The organism is Streptomyces sp. NPDC088254, from assembly GCF_044740925.1.
Classification (GTDB): Bacteria; Actinomycetota; Actinomycetes; order Streptomycetales; family Streptomycetaceae; genus Streptomyces.
On the sequence record NZ_JBIURQ010000002.1, the window covers coordinates 628075 to 645705 of the forward strand.

The 17631-nt window shown below is 72.3% G+C and carries 21 protein-coding genes; all 21 read right to left on the reverse strand.

Annotated elements, in window-relative coordinates:
* Window positions 1–10 precede the first annotated feature (10 nt).
* The 21 genes from ACIOC0_RS09715 to ACIOC0_RS09815 all read right to left on the reverse strand — a co-directional run bounded on the left by ACIOC0_RS09715 (window position 11) and on the right by ACIOC0_RS09815 (window position 17630).
* A complete protein-coding gene (locus tag ACIOC0_RS09715) occupies window positions 11–1345 on the reverse strand; it encodes a phage distal tail protein (RefSeq protein WP_402154127.1) in 1335 nt (444 codons plus the stop codon).
* A gap of 2 nt (window positions 1346–1347) precedes the next feature.
* Window positions 1348–3396, reverse strand: coding sequence for a hypothetical protein (locus tag ACIOC0_RS09720; protein ID WP_402154129.1), 2049 nt, complete (start codon window positions 3394–3396; stop codon window positions 1348–1350).
* Window positions 3397–3449: 53 nt separating this feature from the next.
* A complete protein-coding gene (locus ACIOC0_RS09725) occupies window positions 3450–3572 on the reverse strand; it encodes a hypothetical protein (RefSeq protein WP_402154131.1) in 123 nt (40 codons plus the stop codon).
* 77 nt (window positions 3573–3649) lie between these two features.
* Window positions 3650–4129: a hypothetical protein gene (locus ACIOC0_RS09730; RefSeq protein WP_402154133.1), complete on the reverse strand. Its 480-nt coding sequence runs from the start codon at window positions 4127–4129 to the stop codon at window positions 3650–3652.
* 2 nt (window positions 4130–4131) lie between these two features.
* Entirely contained in the window at window positions 4132–4599 is a 468-nt protein-coding gene (locus ACIOC0_RS09735; protein WP_402154135.1) for a phage tail tube protein, read from the reverse strand.
* Between the two features lie 11 nt (window positions 4600–4610).
* The gene (locus ACIOC0_RS09740; RefSeq protein WP_402154137.1) at window positions 4611–5033 is read right to left on the reverse strand and encodes a minor capsid protein; all 423 of its coding nucleotides are present in this window, start codon (window positions 5031–5033) and stop codon (window positions 4611–4613) included.
* On the reverse strand, window positions 5026–5379 hold the full coding sequence (locus tag ACIOC0_RS09745; protein ID WP_402154139.1) for a minor capsid protein: 354 nt from the start codon (window positions 5377–5379) through the stop codon (window positions 5026–5028). The genes ACIOC0_RS09740 and ACIOC0_RS09745 overlap by 8 nt, the downstream gene beginning before the upstream one ends.
* Entirely contained in the window at window positions 5376–5690 is a 315-nt protein-coding gene (locus tag ACIOC0_RS09750; RefSeq protein WP_402154141.1) for a hypothetical protein, read from the reverse strand. The genes ACIOC0_RS09745 and ACIOC0_RS09750 overlap by 4 nt, the downstream gene beginning before the upstream one ends.
* On the reverse strand, window positions 5687–6076 hold the full coding sequence (locus ACIOC0_RS09755) for a hypothetical protein (RefSeq protein WP_402154143.1): 390 nt from the start codon (window positions 6074–6076) through the stop codon (window positions 5687–5689). The genes ACIOC0_RS09750 and ACIOC0_RS09755 overlap by 4 nt, the downstream gene beginning before the upstream one ends.
* A gap of 5 nt (window positions 6077–6081) precedes the next feature.
* Window positions 6082–6270, reverse strand: coding sequence for a hypothetical protein (locus ACIOC0_RS09760; RefSeq protein ID WP_402154145.1), 189 nt, complete (start codon window positions 6268–6270; stop codon window positions 6082–6084).
* A gap of 3 nt (window positions 6271–6273) precedes the next feature.
* Complete coding sequence (locus tag ACIOC0_RS09765) at window positions 6274–7278, reverse strand: major capsid protein (protein WP_402154147.1); 1005 nt, start codon at window positions 7276–7278, stop codon at window positions 6274–6276.
* A 15-nt stretch (window positions 7279–7293) separates the two neighbouring features.
* Window positions 7294–7896 carry a hypothetical protein gene (locus tag ACIOC0_RS09770; RefSeq protein WP_402154149.1) on the reverse strand — a complete coding sequence of 201 codons (603 nt, stop codon included), beginning with the start codon at window positions 7894–7896 and terminating at the stop codon, window positions 7294–7296.
* A gap of 97 nt (window positions 7897–7993) precedes the next feature.
* Window positions 7994–8173, reverse strand: a complete 180-nt coding sequence (locus ACIOC0_RS09775; protein WP_402154151.1) for an Rmf/CrpP fold protein — start codon at window positions 8171–8173, stop codon at window positions 7994–7996.
* A 4-nt stretch (window positions 8174–8177) separates the two neighbouring features.
* A complete protein-coding gene (locus ACIOC0_RS09780) occupies window positions 8178–10430 on the reverse strand; it encodes a phage minor capsid protein (RefSeq protein ID WP_402154378.1) in 2253 nt (750 codons plus the stop codon).
* 36 nt (window positions 10431–10466) lie between these two features.
* Window positions 10467–11945: a phage portal protein gene (locus tag ACIOC0_RS09785; protein WP_402154153.1), complete on the reverse strand. Its 1479-nt coding sequence runs from the start codon at window positions 11943–11945 to the stop codon at window positions 10467–10469.
* A gap of 4 nt (window positions 11946–11949) precedes the next feature.
* Window positions 11950–13209 carry a PBSX family phage terminase large subunit gene (locus ACIOC0_RS09790; RefSeq protein WP_402154155.1) on the reverse strand — a complete coding sequence of 420 codons (1260 nt, stop codon included), beginning with the start codon at window positions 13207–13209 and terminating at the stop codon, window positions 11950–11952.
* A 6-nt stretch (window positions 13210–13215) separates the two neighbouring features.
* Entirely contained in the window at window positions 13216–13749 is a 534-nt protein-coding gene (locus tag ACIOC0_RS09795; protein WP_402154157.1) for a helix-turn-helix domain-containing protein, read from the reverse strand.
* A gap of 268 nt (window positions 13750–14017) precedes the next feature.
* Window positions 14018–14473 carry a hypothetical protein gene (locus ACIOC0_RS09800; protein ID WP_402154159.1) on the reverse strand — a complete coding sequence of 152 codons (456 nt, stop codon included), beginning with the start codon at window positions 14471–14473 and terminating at the stop codon, window positions 14018–14020.
* Between the two features lie 77 nt (window positions 14474–14550).
* A complete protein-coding gene (locus ACIOC0_RS09805) occupies window positions 14551–15177 on the reverse strand; it encodes a hypothetical protein (protein ID WP_402154161.1) in 627 nt (208 codons plus the stop codon).
* A 63-nt stretch (window positions 15178–15240) separates the two neighbouring features.
* Window positions 15241–16587, reverse strand: a complete 1347-nt coding sequence (locus ACIOC0_RS09810) for a hypothetical protein (RefSeq protein WP_402154163.1) — start codon at window positions 16585–16587, stop codon at window positions 15241–15243.
* 212 nt (window positions 16588–16799) lie between these two features.
* Window positions 16800–17630, reverse strand: coding sequence for a hypothetical protein (locus ACIOC0_RS09815; protein ID WP_402154165.1), 831 nt, complete (start codon window positions 17628–17630; stop codon window positions 16800–16802).
* Window position 17631: the final 1 nt, after the last annotated feature.

Here is a 17631-nt window from a genome sequence, read left to right on the forward strand (position 1 = left end):
CGGGGGCTCCTTACCAGTAGGCGGCGCGGTAGCGCACGACGACGGACGCGGCCGGGTCGTTGCTGCCGGGCGCGGCGCGGAACATCAGGGGGGTTGTGCCGGGCGCGAGCGTGAACGTCTGCTCGGGCACGCTGCGGCTACTCGCGGTGTAGAGGCGCGAGGCCGTGCCGTTGAGCGTCACGGTTCCGGCGAGGGTGTCGACGACCAGGACGTCGCCGGCGGCGAGGGGGAGGTCGTATTCGAGGACGTCGCCGGTCGTGATGTTCGTCAGGCTCGGCGCGGTGACCGGGCCCCGGAACTCGACGACCGGGTGCGTCTCCGCGGTGCCGGTATTGACGGCCGACATGCGGCCGGTACTGCCTGGCGTACCGAAGTTGAGCGGCCACGCGAGGACGCCGGCGGTCGTGCTGATCCGTAGCGACGACGTGCCCACGGGCACGGGCGAGGCGAGGGCGGCCGGGAAGCTGACGACCGGTTGCACGGTCGCGGCGCCGGCCGGCGCGGTGCCGGTGAGCGACGCGTCGCCTGGTGCGCTCGCCTGGTCGGCGAGGTGCTGCCCACCTGGTCCCCACCATCGGAGCGTCGTCGTGGCGTCCTGCTCGGCGGCGACCTGCGATGCGAACGTGACGGTCTGGCCGGCGGCGACGGCCCACCCGTAGTTACTGCCGGCGGCGGCCCAGATGAGTTCGGCGAACTCGGCGAGGGGTCGCACGGACACGGGGCCGGTGCCGTCGCCGCTGATGACGGGGTCGCCGTCGCTCCACCATCGCCACAGCTCGCCCACGCCCGCGCGTTGGCTGGCGGGCAACACCTCGACCTCGGCCGACTCCCACGCGAGGCCGGCCTCGGACACGGGGAGCGTTGCCGTGGCGGCCTGCTCGGCGAGGGCGTAGCGGCGCGGGTCGGTGGCGACCCACTCGATCGCTCCTCCGATGATCGTTCCGAGTCGGTAACCGGTCGTCGTGGGGACGGCGCGGCGTACGGCGCGGGCGTAGGCGAGCAGGGGCCCGCGCTCGTCGAGCCACACCACGAGGGGAATCTCGTCGACGCGCGGCGCGGTCGCGGCCTCCAGCCGGCCGACGACCTCGCCGATTTGCGCGCGCGGTGCGCGCACGACCAGGCCGTCGAGACCGATCGTGCGGGACTGCGCGAGCAACTGGCCGGGGAACGCCCCGTGCGCGTCGGCCCGTTGCACGGTGCCTGAGTCGAGGGGCGGGAGGTCGCCCCACCCGGTGAGCGTCCGCCACCGGTACGGGGTGTCGGGGCCGAGCAACAGGTCGCCGTACTGGACATGTCCGGGCCGGGTGACCAGGGCGCCGGCGGCGCCCATGGCGGTGACAGGCATCGTCACCCCCTTGCCTTGGCGAGCCATGCGAGGGCCCGCGCGTTGTCGTCGGGCCCGCCGTGCTCGGCGGCGTGCCAATGCTCGATCTGGACAGTCACGCCCCCGGCGGCCGGGGCGAACGGCGAGCCGTAGGCGCCGACGGTGGCGCCGGCGGGGGCGAGTTGGGGAACGGCAGGCGTGGTGACCAGCGACCGCATGGCGCGGTCGACGGCGCCGGCTCCACCCTGAATCCCCTTGACCAGGCCGGCGGGAATCCACCGGCCGACGTCCTTCGCCATGACGCGCGAGGGCGAGGCGATGCCGAGTGCATCGGCGATCGGCCCGGGGATCATGTTCTTCGCGAAGCTGATCAACTGCGAGCGGAGCCAACCGCCCATGCTCTTTACGCCGTTGAGCAGGCCGCGCACGACGTCGCGGCCCTTGTCGACCAGCAGCGAACCAAGATTCCCGATGGCACTGGAGATCCGGCCGGGCAAACCACGCATCCACGAAATCGCCTCGTTGGCCTTGTTGACCACACTGGTCTTGAAGGACGACAGGGCAGAGCGCGCGCGCTCGGCGAGTTGGCCGGCGAACGGCGCAAGGGCGTTGTACGCGCGGCCGGGGAGTCCCTTGATCCAGTCGACGGCGGCGGATATGCCCTTGCCGACCCACTCGGCGAGCTTGCCGGCAGCCTCGCCGATCAGCTTCGCTGCGTTGAGTACGGCCGTCTTGGCGAGCTGCCACGCCTTGTCGAAGTCGCCTTGCAGCAGCGCGACCAGGGCTTGCAGGATCGGCAGGACAACGGACGTGATCACCTGCGCGAGTCCTGCGGCCAGGATCTCGGCGAGCTTTCCGACCAGGCCGATCAAAGGTTCGATGATCGGCATGAGGGCGTCGAGGGCGGCGAGCAGTAGCTCGCCGATGATCGGCACCAGTGGTTCGAGTGCGGTCATGACCTGCGCGAACGCCTCGCCCAGGGTGACGAGTAGGGGCTGAACGGCGGTCAGCAGCTCCGCGAAAACGGGCAGGACCGCGGCGATCAATTGCCCCAATATGGGCAGTATGGGCGATACGCCCTCTAGGACTAGGCCGAACGTTTCCGCCAGGGCGGCCAGGACCGGGCCGAGTTCGCCGACGATCGGCACCAGGGCGTCGCCGAGTGCGCCGATGAACGTCTCAAGCGGCGGCCCGAGTGCGGCGAGCGCGGGGCCCAGCGCATCGGCGAGGCCGGTTACGACCGGCACCAGGGCCTTAGCGACCGCGGCGAGGACGGGCCCGCCGGCCTCCGCGAGTGTCCCGATCAGGCCGCCCAGTGCGGGCAGGATCTCGCCTACCGCGCCGAGCAGTCCGCCCAGCCCTTCGGCGGCCCCGTCGGCACCCGTGGAGACGCCCTCGAAGAAACCCCCGATGCCGTCGCCGACCGCGCCGAGACCGGACGACAGGGCGTCGATCACGGGGCCCGCGGCCTCAACCGCGGACACCAGTCCGGGCATGGCGCCCTTGGCCAACGCGCCGATGCCGTCGACCAGCGGCTCGACCAGCGGGGCGACGCCCTCGAACAGTTGTCCGATCTGCGGGGCGAGGTCGTCGAAGATCCCCTGTAGCTGTCCGGCCGCGTTGGTGAACGGCTTGACCAGGGGTTCGGCGAGCTCCTGCATTCGCCCCTTGACGTGCTCGCCCAGGTCGCTAAATGCGCTCTTGACCTGCTCGTTCTCGGCGAGAACCTTCGCGCCGAGACCGATAACGGCGAGCGGTACAGCGGCGAGGGCGCCCGCGGCACCGAGGGCGCCGACAGACAGGAGTTTGGTACTGGTCGCCGCGGCGCCCAGTAGCGGGCCGATACCGGCGAGGCCGCGACCGGCCTCCTCGGCGCCCCCTCCGATGCCGTCGCCGAGTGCGCCCCCCATCTCTGCGCCGGCCGCGACGAAGCGACCTCGCATGTCGCGCAACCGGCCGTCGGCGTCGCGCTGGAGACCCGCGAGGGCGGCCTCGGTCCGGTCGACGCCGCGTTGCGCCCCGGAGTCGTCGAGGTCGATATACCCGACCAACTCGCCGATGGTGAGGGCCACTTTGCACCCCCCATCGGCGCCCCGCGGGGCGCGCTATTCAGTTGTCGTGCTGGTCACCTGCCGGTGAGTCGTGCGATCTCGTCGGGGTCGGTCACGACGCGCGGCGTCGACTGCCACACGCGGGCGAACCGGGACTCGGACGTCAGGCCGCCCAGACACACCAGGAACTCGCGCACGGTGAGCCGTGCGACCTCGCCGGCGGTGAGCTGGTACTCGCGGCGTAGGTCAGCCTCGACCGCTCCCCAGTGGCGGACTACCGCCGACCAGAGTTGCGACCCTTCCCCTTGCCCTTCGGGCGGTTCTTCGGCCTCTGCGGCGTCGCCGGCCGCGGGGCTTTTCCCGCCTTGGCGGCCTCGCGCTTGTCGTACGCCGCGGCGGCCTGCTCCATGCTCAGCGAGCCGGGGTCGGCGACGTTGGCGGTCGCCCACATCAACACGATGCCGAGCTTCCGGTCGTCCATGCCGGCCTCTGCCCAGTCGTCGACGGCCGCGGGGCCGAACAGCGAGCCGAGCAGGCGTCGAATGTCCTCGGGGCGCGCGCTGTGCATGACGCGGTGAAGCTGGAGCATGTAGAGCGCGGGCAGGCTCGGCGGCAGGGTGTACGTACGGCCGTACAGGCGCAGCGGTACGCCGCGGCGTTCCGGCTCGGCCTGCTCGGCGAAAAACGCGTCGAAGTCGGCGACGTCGTCGACGGGCTGGTCGACGTCGAGGGCCTGGTCGTGCTGCTCGATCATGGTTACGGCTCCGGGGTCGTGGTGACGGGCTCGGTGTCCGGGAATCCGCACCGGGTGAAGGTGGCGCCCCACGACGTTTTCGCGTTGTGCTCGCCCCCCTGCTCGCCGGGCGTAACGGTGCACTCCCACACGGTCCAGTCGGCTTGCGACTTGTGGCGGTAGCGCATCCGGCCACGCGACTCGCTGCCGAGCTTCCACGCCCACGTGTTGTCGATGTAGTTCTGTCCGGGGTCGCGGGTGGTGCCGGTCTGCGACCAAAGGCCGGTGACCTCCAGCGTCGCGCCCCGCTGCATGACGTCCTGTTCGTATCCGCCTTCCGAGTCGTTGGTCGTGGTGTCGGCCGTCTCCTCGTTCTCCGACGGGCTGTACGACCAGGAGTTGACGTTGCCGATGCGGTGCCATGTGGCGGGGGTTCCGGTCGGGTCCTCGACCTCGAAATACCAGCCGCGGGCGTCGATGGGCCTGCCCATGCTGGGGCCTCCTATTCGGTTCGGTGGGTGCTGGGGGACGACACGTCGAGGTCGACGTTCACGACGTGTTCGTGACGGCCTTGGGCGTCGGCGCCCATCGGTCCGGGGGTGGCGCGGGCGGCGGCGAGGATGAGCCACGTTCCGTCGGGCAACTCGACGCCGGCGAGGCCGTGCAACGCGCGGTAGATCGCCCACGCGCGGTCGCGGGAGGTGCGCGGGTCCGGGCCCCCGCGCACGCGCACCTGAAGCCGTACGGTGTCGTAGGCGTTGCGCGCGTCCGGGGGGCCGGCGTCGTACAGGGACAGGCACACGGCGGCATCCGGCGTCGACGGCATGCGCTCGACGAACGTGTCGCCGGTCTTGCCGGTCGGGTCGTAGGTGAGCAGGTCGAGGCCGTCGAGCAGGCGGGCGACGCCGTCGGTCACATCAGCCACGCAGCGACCTCCGCACCTGAGCGGCGATGATCTCGCCGACGGTGTCGGCCTCCTCGGACATGGGCCGTTCGAGGTACTTCGCCGTCCTGCCCGCGTCGTGCTGATAGGTCAGTTCCTCGTGCTGCCGGACGGCGTACGGGGTGTCGTAGCTGACTGCGGCCGTAAGCGACGACTCGTCGACGGTGGCGACGCCGGAGCGTTCGAGGGTGGCCTCTTCGATCGGCACGACGCGTCGTGACTCGGTGAGCACGTGCTCGGCGGCGAGGCGTAGGCCGCGGACGGCGCCGGCCCGGGTGCCGCGCATGACGGCGGCCCCGTTCAGCCTGAGTCGGGATCGCTGCGTCACTCGCACATCACCTCCGTGGACTGCGGCACCGGTAGGCCGGGCGCGGTGTGGTTGGCGACGTTGATCGCCTTGGTCACTCGCCCGGACGGCAGGGTGAGGCGGGACTCGGGCGGGCAGTCGAGGTCGGGCGCGGTGATGACTTGCGTCGTCGACGTGACCTCGACGCCCTCGCGGTTGCGGGTGAGCTTGGTCTGTTCGGCGACCAGGGCCCGCACCTCGACGGCCGGGCGGTAGGTCGGGCCGTATGCGCTGTCGCCGTCGTACGGCTCGACCGTGACGCGGTGGCGCAACAGCCACCCGGGGACGTTCACCAGATCACCCCCGGGAGCAGGCCGGCCAACATCAGGGCGCGGTGCGCGCGGGGGGCGAGGTCGAGGTCGCCCGGGGCCCGCGGGTCGTCGCGGCGGTCGCCGAGAGACACCGGGCCGATAGAGACGCTGCCCCACCTGCCGGCGGCGCCGGTTCCGTCGTCGCCCGTGGCGAGCTGGTACTCGACTTGTGCGCACGTCGCGTCGGCGAGGGCCTGCACGACGTGCGGCTCGGTCGGCATTCCCGCGTCGCTCGTGGCGTAGAACGCGCACAACAGGGCGGCGTCGACGTCGGCGGACGCGCGGGCGAGCAACCGTTCGGCGTCGGGCGGGGCCGGCTCCCCCGTCCACGCGGCCAGTTGCTCGGGGGTCGCGTAGACACGGGGCACCGGGGCTACTCCTTCGGCGTCTCGGTCTTGGCCGGGGCCTTCCGCTTCGGCGCGGTGTCCTCGACGTCGTACCCGCGCCGGCGGGCGTAGGCGATAACGGCCTCGTCGTCGGTCTCGGCCTGGCCGTCGACGAAGTGCAGGCCGGCCACGCCGGGCCCGCTGTAGTCCTTCACGGGGGTGCGGATCACTGCCATGGGTCAGCCCACCTTGATGTTTCGGAAGACGGTCGCGGCCTTGGTGCTCTTGAGCGCGACGGCGACGGGACCGAGCTCGACCTCGCCGAACTTGACGGCGCCCGGGGTGTCGAAGTTGGGGAGCCACTGACGAACGACGGTCCCGCCCATGCACGCGACGCCGAAAAAGCCGTCGAGGCCGACGCGGTAGGCGTACAGGTCGGTAAGGCCGGTCGCGGGCGTGCCCCCGACGGTCCGGTTCTCAACCGGGATGATCGGGTCGTTCGATCCGGCCTTGTCGCCCGGGTCGGCGAACACGATGTCGCCGTACTGCTCGCGGACGATCGGCCGGCCGTTGGGACCGAGCAGGCCGTCGAGCGGGTTCTGTGTGTACATGCCGGCGCGGCGCGCGGCGGCGCGGACGCGGGCAAGCGCACGCTTGTTGCCGAGAATGATCGTCGGCGAGCCGTCGAGCAGGGACAGCCATTCGTCGATGGCGTCGAGGGCCTTGTGTTCGGCGCGCGGGTCGGTGTCGAAATCCGACCAGTCGGTGACGGCGCCGGCGCGGAACTCGGTCGCCGTGCCGGTCAGTGCCTTGTCGAGGCCGTCGAACGACTCGGCGTCGACGGCGGTGTCGCCGTTGATGACGGTGTCCTGGAACTGCGTACGGGTCGCCTTGATCTTCTGCTGCATGTTCAGCGTGACGGCACCGGACGCGGCCGGGCCGATGCGGGCGACGACGCGGTCGACGCGGAACGATCCACCCATCACCTTGAGGTCGACGGTGTATCGCTGCGTCTGGACTTCCGACGCGGTGTACTCGGTGTTGATCGGACGGAACGACGCGGTCGGCTGGGTGATCAGCCGGCGGTATCCGTACGTGAGGGTGTCGCCCCCGTCGGCGGGGTTGACGACGTCGGCGAACGTCAGAGAGTCGAGAATCGCGGATTCCTTGCGGAACTCGTCGATCACCGCGACGTCTATGTCGTCCTGCGCGTTGTTCTTCGCCTCGGTCAGAGTGACGGGCATGGGGTGCTCCTAGGTTCAGGCGCCCAGACGGGCGGCGATGGCGTCGTGGAGGGAACCGGGCCGGCGCTCCTGCGGGGTGGCACTGCCGAAGTCGGCGCCCCCGCGGGCGGGGCCGACGGCGGCGGCGAGGTGCGGCTGTGCCTGTACGGCGGCCTTGATCGCCTCCGTCACGGCGTTGTGGTCGTTGGGGTCGACCGCGGCGAGCGCGGTCATGGCGGACTGGGAGTCGAGCAGGGCGGCGGCGTTGGCGCCGGCGGTCGGCGCGGTGCGCAGTACGGCGGCCTGTACGGCGGCGGTGCGGGCCTGCTCCTGCGCCTGGGTGAGCTGCTGCTGTGCCCACTTCGGCAGGCGGGACAGGTCGCCCTCGGCGGCCGGCTCGGGCGCGGCCGGGGCCGGCTCCTTCGGGGCCTGCTGGGCGTCCTTGATGAGCTGCTGGGCCCACTCGGGGAGCGCGGACACGTCGCCCTCGGCGGGCGTCTGGGGGTCGCCCTGCGGCGGCGCCGGCGGGTTGGCCGGGGGTGCGGCCGGGGCCGGCGGGTTGGCCGGCGGCGCGGGCGGGTTGGCCGGGTCCGTCGAGGGGTCGGCCGACGGGTTCGGGTTCGGGTTCGGGTCGGGCACGGTGGCTCTCCTGGGACGGGGCGGAATCGGGCATACGAAAGGGGGGCCCGCCGTGGTGGCGGACCCCCCTTCGGGGTCGTGCTGCGGTGTTCGGTTGTCAGTCGTCGACGTCCTGGTCGCCCTGGTCGGCGACGGGGCGGCGCTCGGCATATCCGCGTATCCACGCGGTGCTGAGTGTCGAGGTGAGCGGGTACGGGCACGCGGTCGGCGGGTCGCCCCGGTCGCCTGCCTCGCGGCCGGCCGTGAGTGCCCTCACGATCTCCTCGCGCGTGCCCATGGGGTCACCTCTTGTTCTGCTGGTCGCTCTCGTTCTTACGGGCGCCGTCGGCCCACCGTTGGGCCTTGCCGGTCACGGACTCGATGAACTCGGCTTGCGTGAGCCGGCCGTGTTCCTTCCACCACTCTTTCAGCTCGTCGCTTGCTCGCGCGTATGCGATGCGCGCGGGCCCGCTGAACAGCGATGCGGGGTTGTGCCCGGCGGCCTTGGCCTTCTTGTTGAGTAGGTAGCCGTTGCAGTCCTGTTCGGCCTGTAGGTACTGCCGATATACGTACTCGTCGTAAAGGGCCCGGGCCTCGCGGCGAGTGATCAGGTGCCGCTCGTCCTTGTCCTGGTCCTCGTCGTCGTCGCCCCCGTACAGGGCGGCTGAGGCGTCGCGTAGGTCGGCCCAAAACGCGTCGTCGTCGAGGTGGTCGTCGACGGCCTGGTCGGCGGCGAGGGCACCCCACGCGGCCGGCCCGGGCACGGTGTCGCCCATGGCTTCGGCGAGGGCGTCGCGGTCGGCGAGCAGGTCCTCGACGGCGTCGCCGGTGTCGGCCGGCTCGGGTAGCTCGACGGCCTCGCGGGCGTCCATCTCGCCGGCGATCCGCAGTAGCTCGCCGTTGTCGGCGTACTGCATCGCCCATGCGAGGTCGTCGTCGCCGAGACCGGACAGGTCGTCGAGCAGGCGCCCGCCGGGGAACAGTGCGGCGAGCAGGTCGCGGCGGTGCGCCTCGGCGGCGAGCTGGTCGACGTCGTCGAGGCCGTGCTCGATGGCGTAGCGGACGCGGGCGGCGAGCTCGTCGTCGGACAGGCCGACCAGATCCGGGCGGACGCCCGGGAGCCGTGCGGCGAGGTCGCGGCGGTCGAGCTCGGCGGCGATCCGTAGGGCGTCGGCGTCGTCGACGTGGCCGACCAGGCGGCCCAACTCCGCGTCACTGAACGGGGTCAGATCGGCGGCGAGGGTGCCGCGGGGCGCAGCGCGGTCGAGCAGGGCGTCGAGGTCGCGGCGGTCGGCCTCGACCTCCAGCCGGCGGCGGGCGCGGTCGTCGAGCAGGTTCGAGCGCATGGCGGCGGCGAGCTGGTCGTCGCTCATCTCGCGCACGTTGGCGTCGTCGCCCGACCAGACGCGGGCGGCCTCGACCTGCTCGGCGGTCGCCTCCGTCCGGGGCTCGGGGAGGTTGCCGGCGCCGATCTGTTCGCGTACGCGGTTGCGGCGTAGGTCGGGGTGGTCGGCGAGGTGCTGGCGCATGGCGCCTTGCCACTGGCGGACCTTGGCGCGGGCGGCGCGCTGCGCCTCCGGGGTGACGGCGGCGGCCTCGCGGCGCTTCCACTTCCGTATGGTCCGCTCGATCTCGCGCTGACGCTGCCCGGCCTCGTACCCGGCCGGGTCGCTGGTGGCCTGCTCGACCCTGGTCAAGCCGGGCGAGTACATGCTCACGCTGTGGCGGCAGTTGGGATGCTGCAACCCTGCGGCCCTGGCCTGGTCGAGGCTGCCGGCCACCCGTACGGGGACCATGCGGCCGTCCTCGACGGCGTGCTCGACCTCGACCGTACGCGCCCCCGCGGGCCCGCCAATCGTCAACACACGGCCCTCCCACGGGGCGCACAAAGGGCACTCGCGGGGGGCGTCGCTCACGACGACCAACTCGACGCCGGCCTCGGCGAGCGTGCGCATGTGCGCCTCTGTCGCGGCCCGTGCGGTCGCCGTCCTTACGGCCATCTCGGCGTAAGAGCTGAGCTGCCAACGGCGGCCGGCGCGGTCGACGAACGCCCGTATCCCGCGGTCGGCAAACGCCCGCATGGCGTCCTGTGCGGCCTGCCGGCGGGTGCCGATACCGAGTAGCGGCGTGGCGGCCACCGACGTGACGACGGCCCGGAACGTGTCGACGACGGCACGCAAGATCGACCGGTGCGTCGCGGTGACGACGTCGACGGCCTCTTGCGCGACCCTGTCGACGGCCTGAGCGTTCGGCACGCGGTCGTCGACCAGGGCGCGCGCGTCGTCGGACAGGGCGCCGAGCTCGGCGACCGCGGCGCGGTGCCCGACGTTGTACGCCTCGGCGACCGCGTCGAACACTTCGAGCTGCGTCGCGCGCCCCAGCTCGTCGACGACGGCCTGTGCGGCGCGGCGTAGCGGCTGCACGGCGGCGAGCTTGGCCTCGACCCACCCGGGCGCGTCGAGGCCGGCGGCGAGCTGGCGCGCGATGATGCCCAACAGCCGCTCCTCGGCGGCGGCGTACATGTCGCGCGTCGTCTCGGCCAACGGCTCGACCATGCCCGGGTGAATCGGCACGGGTCACCCCCCGTCGTCCTACGCGGTGAGCGGGTACGTGTCGCCGGGGTCCGGGGCGGCGGTGCCGGTCTCCCGAAGGATCGCGGCGGCCTCGGCGGCGACCTCCTTGTCGTCCCAATCCGGGTGCAGGATCTTGACTCGGGTCGCCGTCGATACGGCCTGCGCCCGGTTCAACAGGTCGAGGGTCTGCGCAACGTCCATCGGCGACTCTGCGACGCCGTCGGAGAACTCCACCCGCGGGCGCTCCGGGATCACCCCGGTACGGAAGTGCACGGCGTCGAGGTCGAGCAGGGCGAGCAGGATGTCGGCGAGGCCCTGTTTCCAGTGGCCGGCCTTCTTCCTGCGCGTGATCATGCTCTTATCGTCGTCGCTGTCGACCTCGGTCGCGGTCCGGGCCTGCCCTCCGTCCTGGTCGAGGCCGAACGAACGGGCGGCGTACCCGGCGGACTGGGCGGCCTGCCGGGTCAGTGCCTCGGCCGTGCGCTGGTGCTCCTCGACGCGGATATCGAACTGACTCAACGTGATGCCGCCGTTTTCCGTGGGCGGCATGTTCAACTGCGCGTACACCTCGGCGTCTTCGTCGAACGACGCTCCCTTGCCGGGCCCGTTGCTCCGTAGGTAGCCGTCGGGGACGATCAGCCGCGCGCGGGCGAGGCGAATGTCGCGCATCCATGACGTCCACACCTCGTCGAGGCCGTCGAGCTGGTCATAGATGGGGGCGGCGTAGTCGCTGCGCCCGATCGGCGACCCGCGGTGCAACCGGTTCGGGGTCATGTTCGGGACGTAGCAGGCCGTGAGCTGCCGGATTCCGGTCGTCGTCGACTCGCCGTCGCTCTCGATGCTGCCGGCGAGGGCGACCGTGTCGGGGTGCTCGGTGAGCGGGACGCGCCGGCCGATGTTGTCGCCGCTGCCCTGGTAGAGGGCGTGCACGATGCGGCCGGGCTCGTGCCGCTCGACGTGGCGCCACACAAGTTGTGTCGTGCTGCCCGACAGTTCACGCCAGAAGTTCACCGCGGCGAGCATGCCGAACCTGAACTCGGGCACGGCGTTGTCCGGCTGCACGGCGGTGAGTAGCGGCCGGTCGATAAGGTCGCGGTCCCACGTGGCGCGGAGGTAGACCCCGGACAGGGCGGCGCACTGCTCGGCGGCCGACAAGAGCATCTGCTGAACGTGGCCGGCGTCGAGTATCTGGTCGAGGCGGGTCTGTGTCCGGGCGTCCTCGACGACGATCCGCGGCATGTCCGCGAACAGCATGTCGGCGGACGTCTGGGCAATGTCGCCGGCGAGGGGGACGTGTAGGCGGGTGTCGCGGCCGGGGCGGTGCGCGGTGCTGCGGCGGCTCCACAGACGGCGGCGCGGCGTCTTGGTCTCGCGGCCGTAGATCCGGGCGAGCCGGCCCCGGTCGCCGGAGTACCAAGCGTCGTCGACGGCTATCCGGTCGTAGTACGCGGCCCACTCGGGGGGCGGCCACGCTGCGCCGTTCTCGGGCAGTGCCATGGGGTCACCTCCTGGTCGTGGGGTCGGGCGTGCGCGCGGTGAGCAGGTGGCGCCACTCGTGCGAGGTCGAGTGGATGGCGTAGCGCAGTGCGTCGACGCTGTGGTCGTTGATCTTCAACGGGGCGTCCTCGCCCCGCTCGGTGGCCTTGGGGTCCCATGCGTAACCGGGGAGCTCGCCGAGCAGGCCGTCGCACGACCGGTGCACGAACAGGCGGCCGGCGGCGAGCAGGGCGGCCACGGATCGGATGCCGTCGGCGACGGTGTTGTCGGCGCGGGCGACGCCCGGGTGTCCGTCCTGCCAAAGCTGGGTGCTGAACGACTTTGCGCTCGGGTCGATGAACGTCCACTCGGGGGCGACGTCCATGTCGGCGAGCCACGCCCGGACGGCGGCGCTGTACTGCGCGTCGGTCATGGCGCGGTGGGCGGCGCGCGAGTCGAATCGCCACTCGGCGACCGCGTACAGGCGGTCGTCGGCGCCGAGACCGAGCAGGACGGCCGAGAAAGGGTTCGTCGTGCCATAGTCAACGCCCAACCAGTGCCGGCGCATGGGGGGCAACTCGTCGACGGCGTGCCGGTCTTCGTCCCACTCGCTGTAGATGGCGCCCTCGGCGACAACCCACGCGCCCTCGATCATGCGTTTACGCCATAGGCCGGTGTACTCGGCGGCGAGCGACGCGACGTACTCGGCGGACAGGGACGGGTTATCGGCGAGGCGGAAGTGCCACGCCCGCATGTCCAGTTCGCCGATGCGGTCGAGGTATCCGACCTTGAGCCAGTGCCGCGGGCTGTCGGGGTTGGTCGTGGCGTACAGGCGGGCGCCCGGGACGCTCAACCTGGCGAGTAGCTGAGTCCAAAACGCCTCGGGGAGCAACGTTGCTTCGTCGACGTAGGCGAGCTGCGCGGTAAGGCCACGTAGGCGGCCCTCGGCGCGGGCGTCGGCGGCGCCGATCAGGTGGACGGTGCGCCCCAGGATCGTTGCCGTGGTCGCCCCGCGGGTGTGCACGACGTGCCGTGCGAGGGGGCCGAATAGGGCGCGGTCCTGTAGGGGCTCCAACACGTTGCGCTCGATCGTCTGCAACGACCGACCAACAACGATGATCAGACCGGACGGGCCCGCCGTGGCGACGGCGATCACGAACGCCAGCAACGACGCGATGGTCTTACCGCTGCGGACGCTGCCGTGCCACAGGTTGATACGGCCGGTCGCCTGCCCAATCGAGCGGAGTTGCTTACGGGACAGGGGCAGACGGTCGAGGTCGAGCAACGCGGCTCACCCCCCGGCGTCGCCCCCGCCGTCGTCGTGGGCCTGGTCGTCGGTGGCGGCGTGCGTCAGTGCTTCGCCGAGTGCGCCGAGCATCGAACGCACCTGCTCGGCGTTCTCTCCGCCTTCGGCCGGGGCGAGGCGTAGCGAGGTGCCGACGGCGGTCTGTACCGACGCGATGATCTGCCGTTGGTCGGCGAACCGGGGTTGGGCGAGGTGGGTCTCGTGCCACTCGCCGTCGCGGCCGGCGAACTCCCCGTGCGTGGTCGGTTGCCACAGTTGGCCGAGCAGGCGCTCGGCGGCGCCCTGTAGGTCGAGGGCGAGGCCGGCGCGGCGCGCGGCGAGGTCGGCGGTTCGGACACGGGTCGCGGCCTCGACCTGCTCGGCGCGGTCGAACGTCAACGGGGGGTCGAACGATCCGGCGATCTTCGACACGGTCGAGGGCGATCTGTTGATCTGGCGGGCGATCTGGTTCCGGGACTTGCCCGCGGCGTGCAGCTCGCGCACCTTGCGGCGGTCGGCGTCCGTGATGGGGCGTGCCATCGGCGGTCACCTCCTCGCCGGGGCATGCGAACGCCCCGCCGGGAACGGGGGCCGGCGGGGCGTTGGGTCTGGGGTGTTCCGGGCACGCCGGAGACGGCCCCAACTCTAGGTCACGAATCGATAACGACGCAACCTTGATCGGCTCGCGCGCGGGGGGCCGGCGCGACCGGTCGGCGCGGCTGCTGACGACTGCGGACGGCCGGGCATCGCTGCGCCCCGCCTACCGACGGTGCGGCGGACGGGGCGCGGTCGAGGTGCCGACGGACGCTTACCTGACGGGGGCCGGGCGACGGACGGCTCGGGGCGGTGTCGGCGGGGCCTGTCGGCGCCTGTCATCAGCGCTGGTCAGGCTGCTGCCCGGTGCCCACGGCAGGGACGGCGGGCCGGGCTGCGGCGGCTTCTCGACGAACTTGAACGACGCGAGGGTCGGCGCGGTGCCGACGGGGACGACGCGGTGCAGCCATGCCGTGCGGTACATGGTCGCCCCCATGCGGACGGCCGTCGTCAGTCCGTCGGCAGTCTGCGTGACGACGTCGAGGTCGTCGGCGGCCTGTCGGCGGAGTTCGGCGACCATGTGCACGGCGTCGCGCACGGCGTCGGTCAGGCTGCTGCCGTCGGTCATCAGTAGGGCGAGGTCGTCGGCGAGCTGCTGGTCGAGGCGCACGTTCGGTCGGGTGCCAGCAATGGGCCGGGCTCGGCGCTGGGTAGGCTTCTCGGTAGCCACTTTGGGTCGCTCCTTGGTGGTAGGGCCCGCCCATACGGTTTGTGAGGAACCGGGCGGGCCCGTTGTCGTGTGCGGGCTTACGGGGTGGCGAGGCGCTGTTTCTCCTCGCGGATGAACTGAGCGATGCGGCTCGCCGTGTATCCCGTTTCCGCGGCGATCTGGTCGGGGCTCATGCCCTTCACGCGGGCGGCGAGGGCAATCCGGCCCATGGCGGCCTGTACGGCGGCGGCGGCCGTCCGTAGGGCTCGAACGTCGTCGAGGTGGAAGTCTTCGGCGAGGTTGTCGAGGAACAGGTCGAGGGCGCCGGGGTCCTTGCTGGCACGGGCCGCTTCGTACTCGTTGGTGAGGCCGTGCGCGTCCTCCCAAGGGGCGAGGTCGTACGGGTTGGTATCGCCCTGGGCGGCGCGCTCGGCGGCCCGTTCCCGCTCGTACTGCTCGATGGCGTCGAGCATCTGGGCCTGAAACTTGCCGGCGGGCGTGCTGGTGTCGGCCGTGCCGAACTGGCGGCGCAACATCTTGCGGTTGTGCTCGGCGAGCTTCGAGTCGTCGTCGGGGAGGAATCCCGCGGCGGCGGCCATGGCCTCAACGGCGGCCATTTGTCCGGCGGGCACCGTGGGGAACTTGGACGCGTCGGCGCGGTGGTACTCGGCGACGGTGGGCTCGTCGCCCTGCTCGTCGTCGGGGGGCGGCTGCTCGTTGCTCATCTGCGGTGCTCCTGTCGGTTCGGTACTGGGCCCGCCCTCGGGCGAGGGCGGGCCGGATGGTGGTTAGAACGGGGGCTCGCCGTCGAGGTCGGCGACGCGGTCGGACGCGGCGAGGGCGCGGGCGTACCCGGCGTCGCGCGCGGCGGCGCGGCGGGCGCGCTCCAGCGGGGTCGGGCGCGGCCGGGGGCGGCACGCGTCGTGCCACTCGGTACCGGTGGGGATCGGGTACCCGCACCCCTCGCAGCGTGCGGCGAGCTGGGCGTCGCGGTGGGCGTGGGGCCCGTGCTCGCACAGCTCGACCTGAACGGCCTTGCTGCCGGTGGCGCGCAGTACGCCGGCGCGGTCCTGGGCTTCGCGGTAGCCGAGTCCGCACATGATCAGCCCTTGCCACTCGCCGCGGATCACGACGCGGTGCGATACGGACCACATCTGTACGGGCGGGAGTGCGAGGGGCTGCGGCTGCTCGGGCGCGAACAGGGCGGGGTACTCGCGGGCGAGGTAGGCGTCGACGGATGCGCGGGTGACCTCGGGCGGGCAGTTGGGCGTTACGGCCGGCTGCTCCGGGGCGGCGGCGTCGACGCGCTCGACCTTGACCTCGACGGCGGCCGGCGCGGCGGCGCGGTCGTCGAACAGGGCGCCCTGTTCGACGTCGAGGTCGAGGGCGAACAAGGCGTCGTCGGCCTGCTGCTCGCCGATCCATGCGCCCCGCCACGTGCCGTCGGTGGCGTCGGCCTCGGTGACAAGCTGCACGGCGTGCAGCGCTTCGGCGTCCTCGACGGTGGCGACGGCGGCCTCGACCTGCTCGGCGTACTCGACGGCGTCGACGGCGCGCGCGGTGCGGTCGAACTGCTCGACGGCGACCTCGACGACGTCGGCCGGCTGCTGGGCAGGGAGGGCGAAACCGTGCTCGCGGGCGATCTGCTCGGCGGCCTCGACGCTGCCGGCGTACTGGCCGTCGTCGAGGGTGCGCGGGTCGCCCTCGATGCGGTGCAGCTCGCCATACGCGACGGTCACGGCGGCCGGCCACGCGCTACGGAGGAAACCGACGACGCCCTCGCCCTCGACGACCAGCACGTCGCCGTCGCGGATGTCGTCGCGGCACTGCGTCTGGTTGTACGCGCTGCCGGTGCTGTCGAAGTGGTGAACCATCACGGCCGGCGAGTGGCCGGCGCGCGTGATCCACAGGCGGGCGGCGTCGCGCGTGGCGCGGGTGTAGGCGCGGGGGATAGCGAGGATGTGCTCGGCAAAGCGGCTGATGACGTGCAGTACGCGAGTGCTCTTGGGCTCGATGATCAGCGTTCGGCCCCGGCCGCGGCGGGCGGCGTCGAGGGCGGCGCGGGTCTCGTCGTCGCTGATGAAGTGGTCGGCGAGGTGGTCGGCGAGGGCGCCGGGGATGGTCACGGTTGCCATGGGGTCGCTCCCTTGGTCGGTGTGGGTGCCGGGTGAGGGCCGGCGGTCCTGCCGGGGTGAGGGCCCGTCAGGAATGCCCACAGTAGTCATTGCAGCAACGATTACAGCAATGGTTACAGCAAGCGTTACCGAAGCGTGATGCGGGGCGGTCCGGGCCAGGAACGACGGCACCCCCGGGCGCCGGCTCCCGGGGGTGTGTGGGCCTGCTCGCCCTACGCGGCCGGGGCGGTGCGGCGGGCCTCCAGTGCGGTCAACAGGCCGACCAGGGCGGGCCCACGCCACGCGCGGCGGCCCTGCTCGGTGTCGACCGGTGCCGGGCACGACGGGCCGGTCGAGCAGGTCGCCACGGCGGCGCGCGGGTCGCCTCCTCCGTTGTGCACGGTGACGCGGCCGGCGCGGCAGAACGGGCACGCGTCGTCGAGCGTGATCGTCCGGGCGGCGCGGCCGAGTGCGCCCTCGACGCTGCGGCGCGCGGTGCGGGCGACGTCGGCGATCTGGTCGACCAGGGTCGCCGGCGTGGGGGCGAATAGGGCGCGGTCGGCCGGGTCGTCGTCGAGGGCGCGGCCCTCCAGCCATACGGCGGCCCAGTGGAGACCGAACACGCGTGATCCGGTCGAGGCGATCGTCGCCGGGCCCGCGTCGCGGGATGTGGGCACGTGCCACAAGCGCGGGTCGCTCGGGTCGCTGCCGAGTGTCCATCGGCCGGCGCGGTCGCGGGCGGGGAGCTGCACGCGCTCGGCGACGGCGTCGCACATGTCGAACACCTCTCGCTCGACGTCGAGGGCGGCGTCGAGGGCCCGCAGGTTCGCCGGCGCGGGGTGCTCGCGGATGGTGAGCGGCAGACGGCCGACGGCGGCCTCGGCGAGGGCCGGGTCGTCGTCGAGGCGGTCGTCGGCGGCGAGCTGGTCGAGGAATCCGCGGCGCTCGTACGGCATCCAATCGGCGGCGCGCGGCGGCTCGGCTATTGCGGCGAGCAGGTCGCCCCACTGCTCGCGGACGGCGGCGAGGTCGTCGGCGGCCTGCTGGCCGGGGGTGGTCGTCATG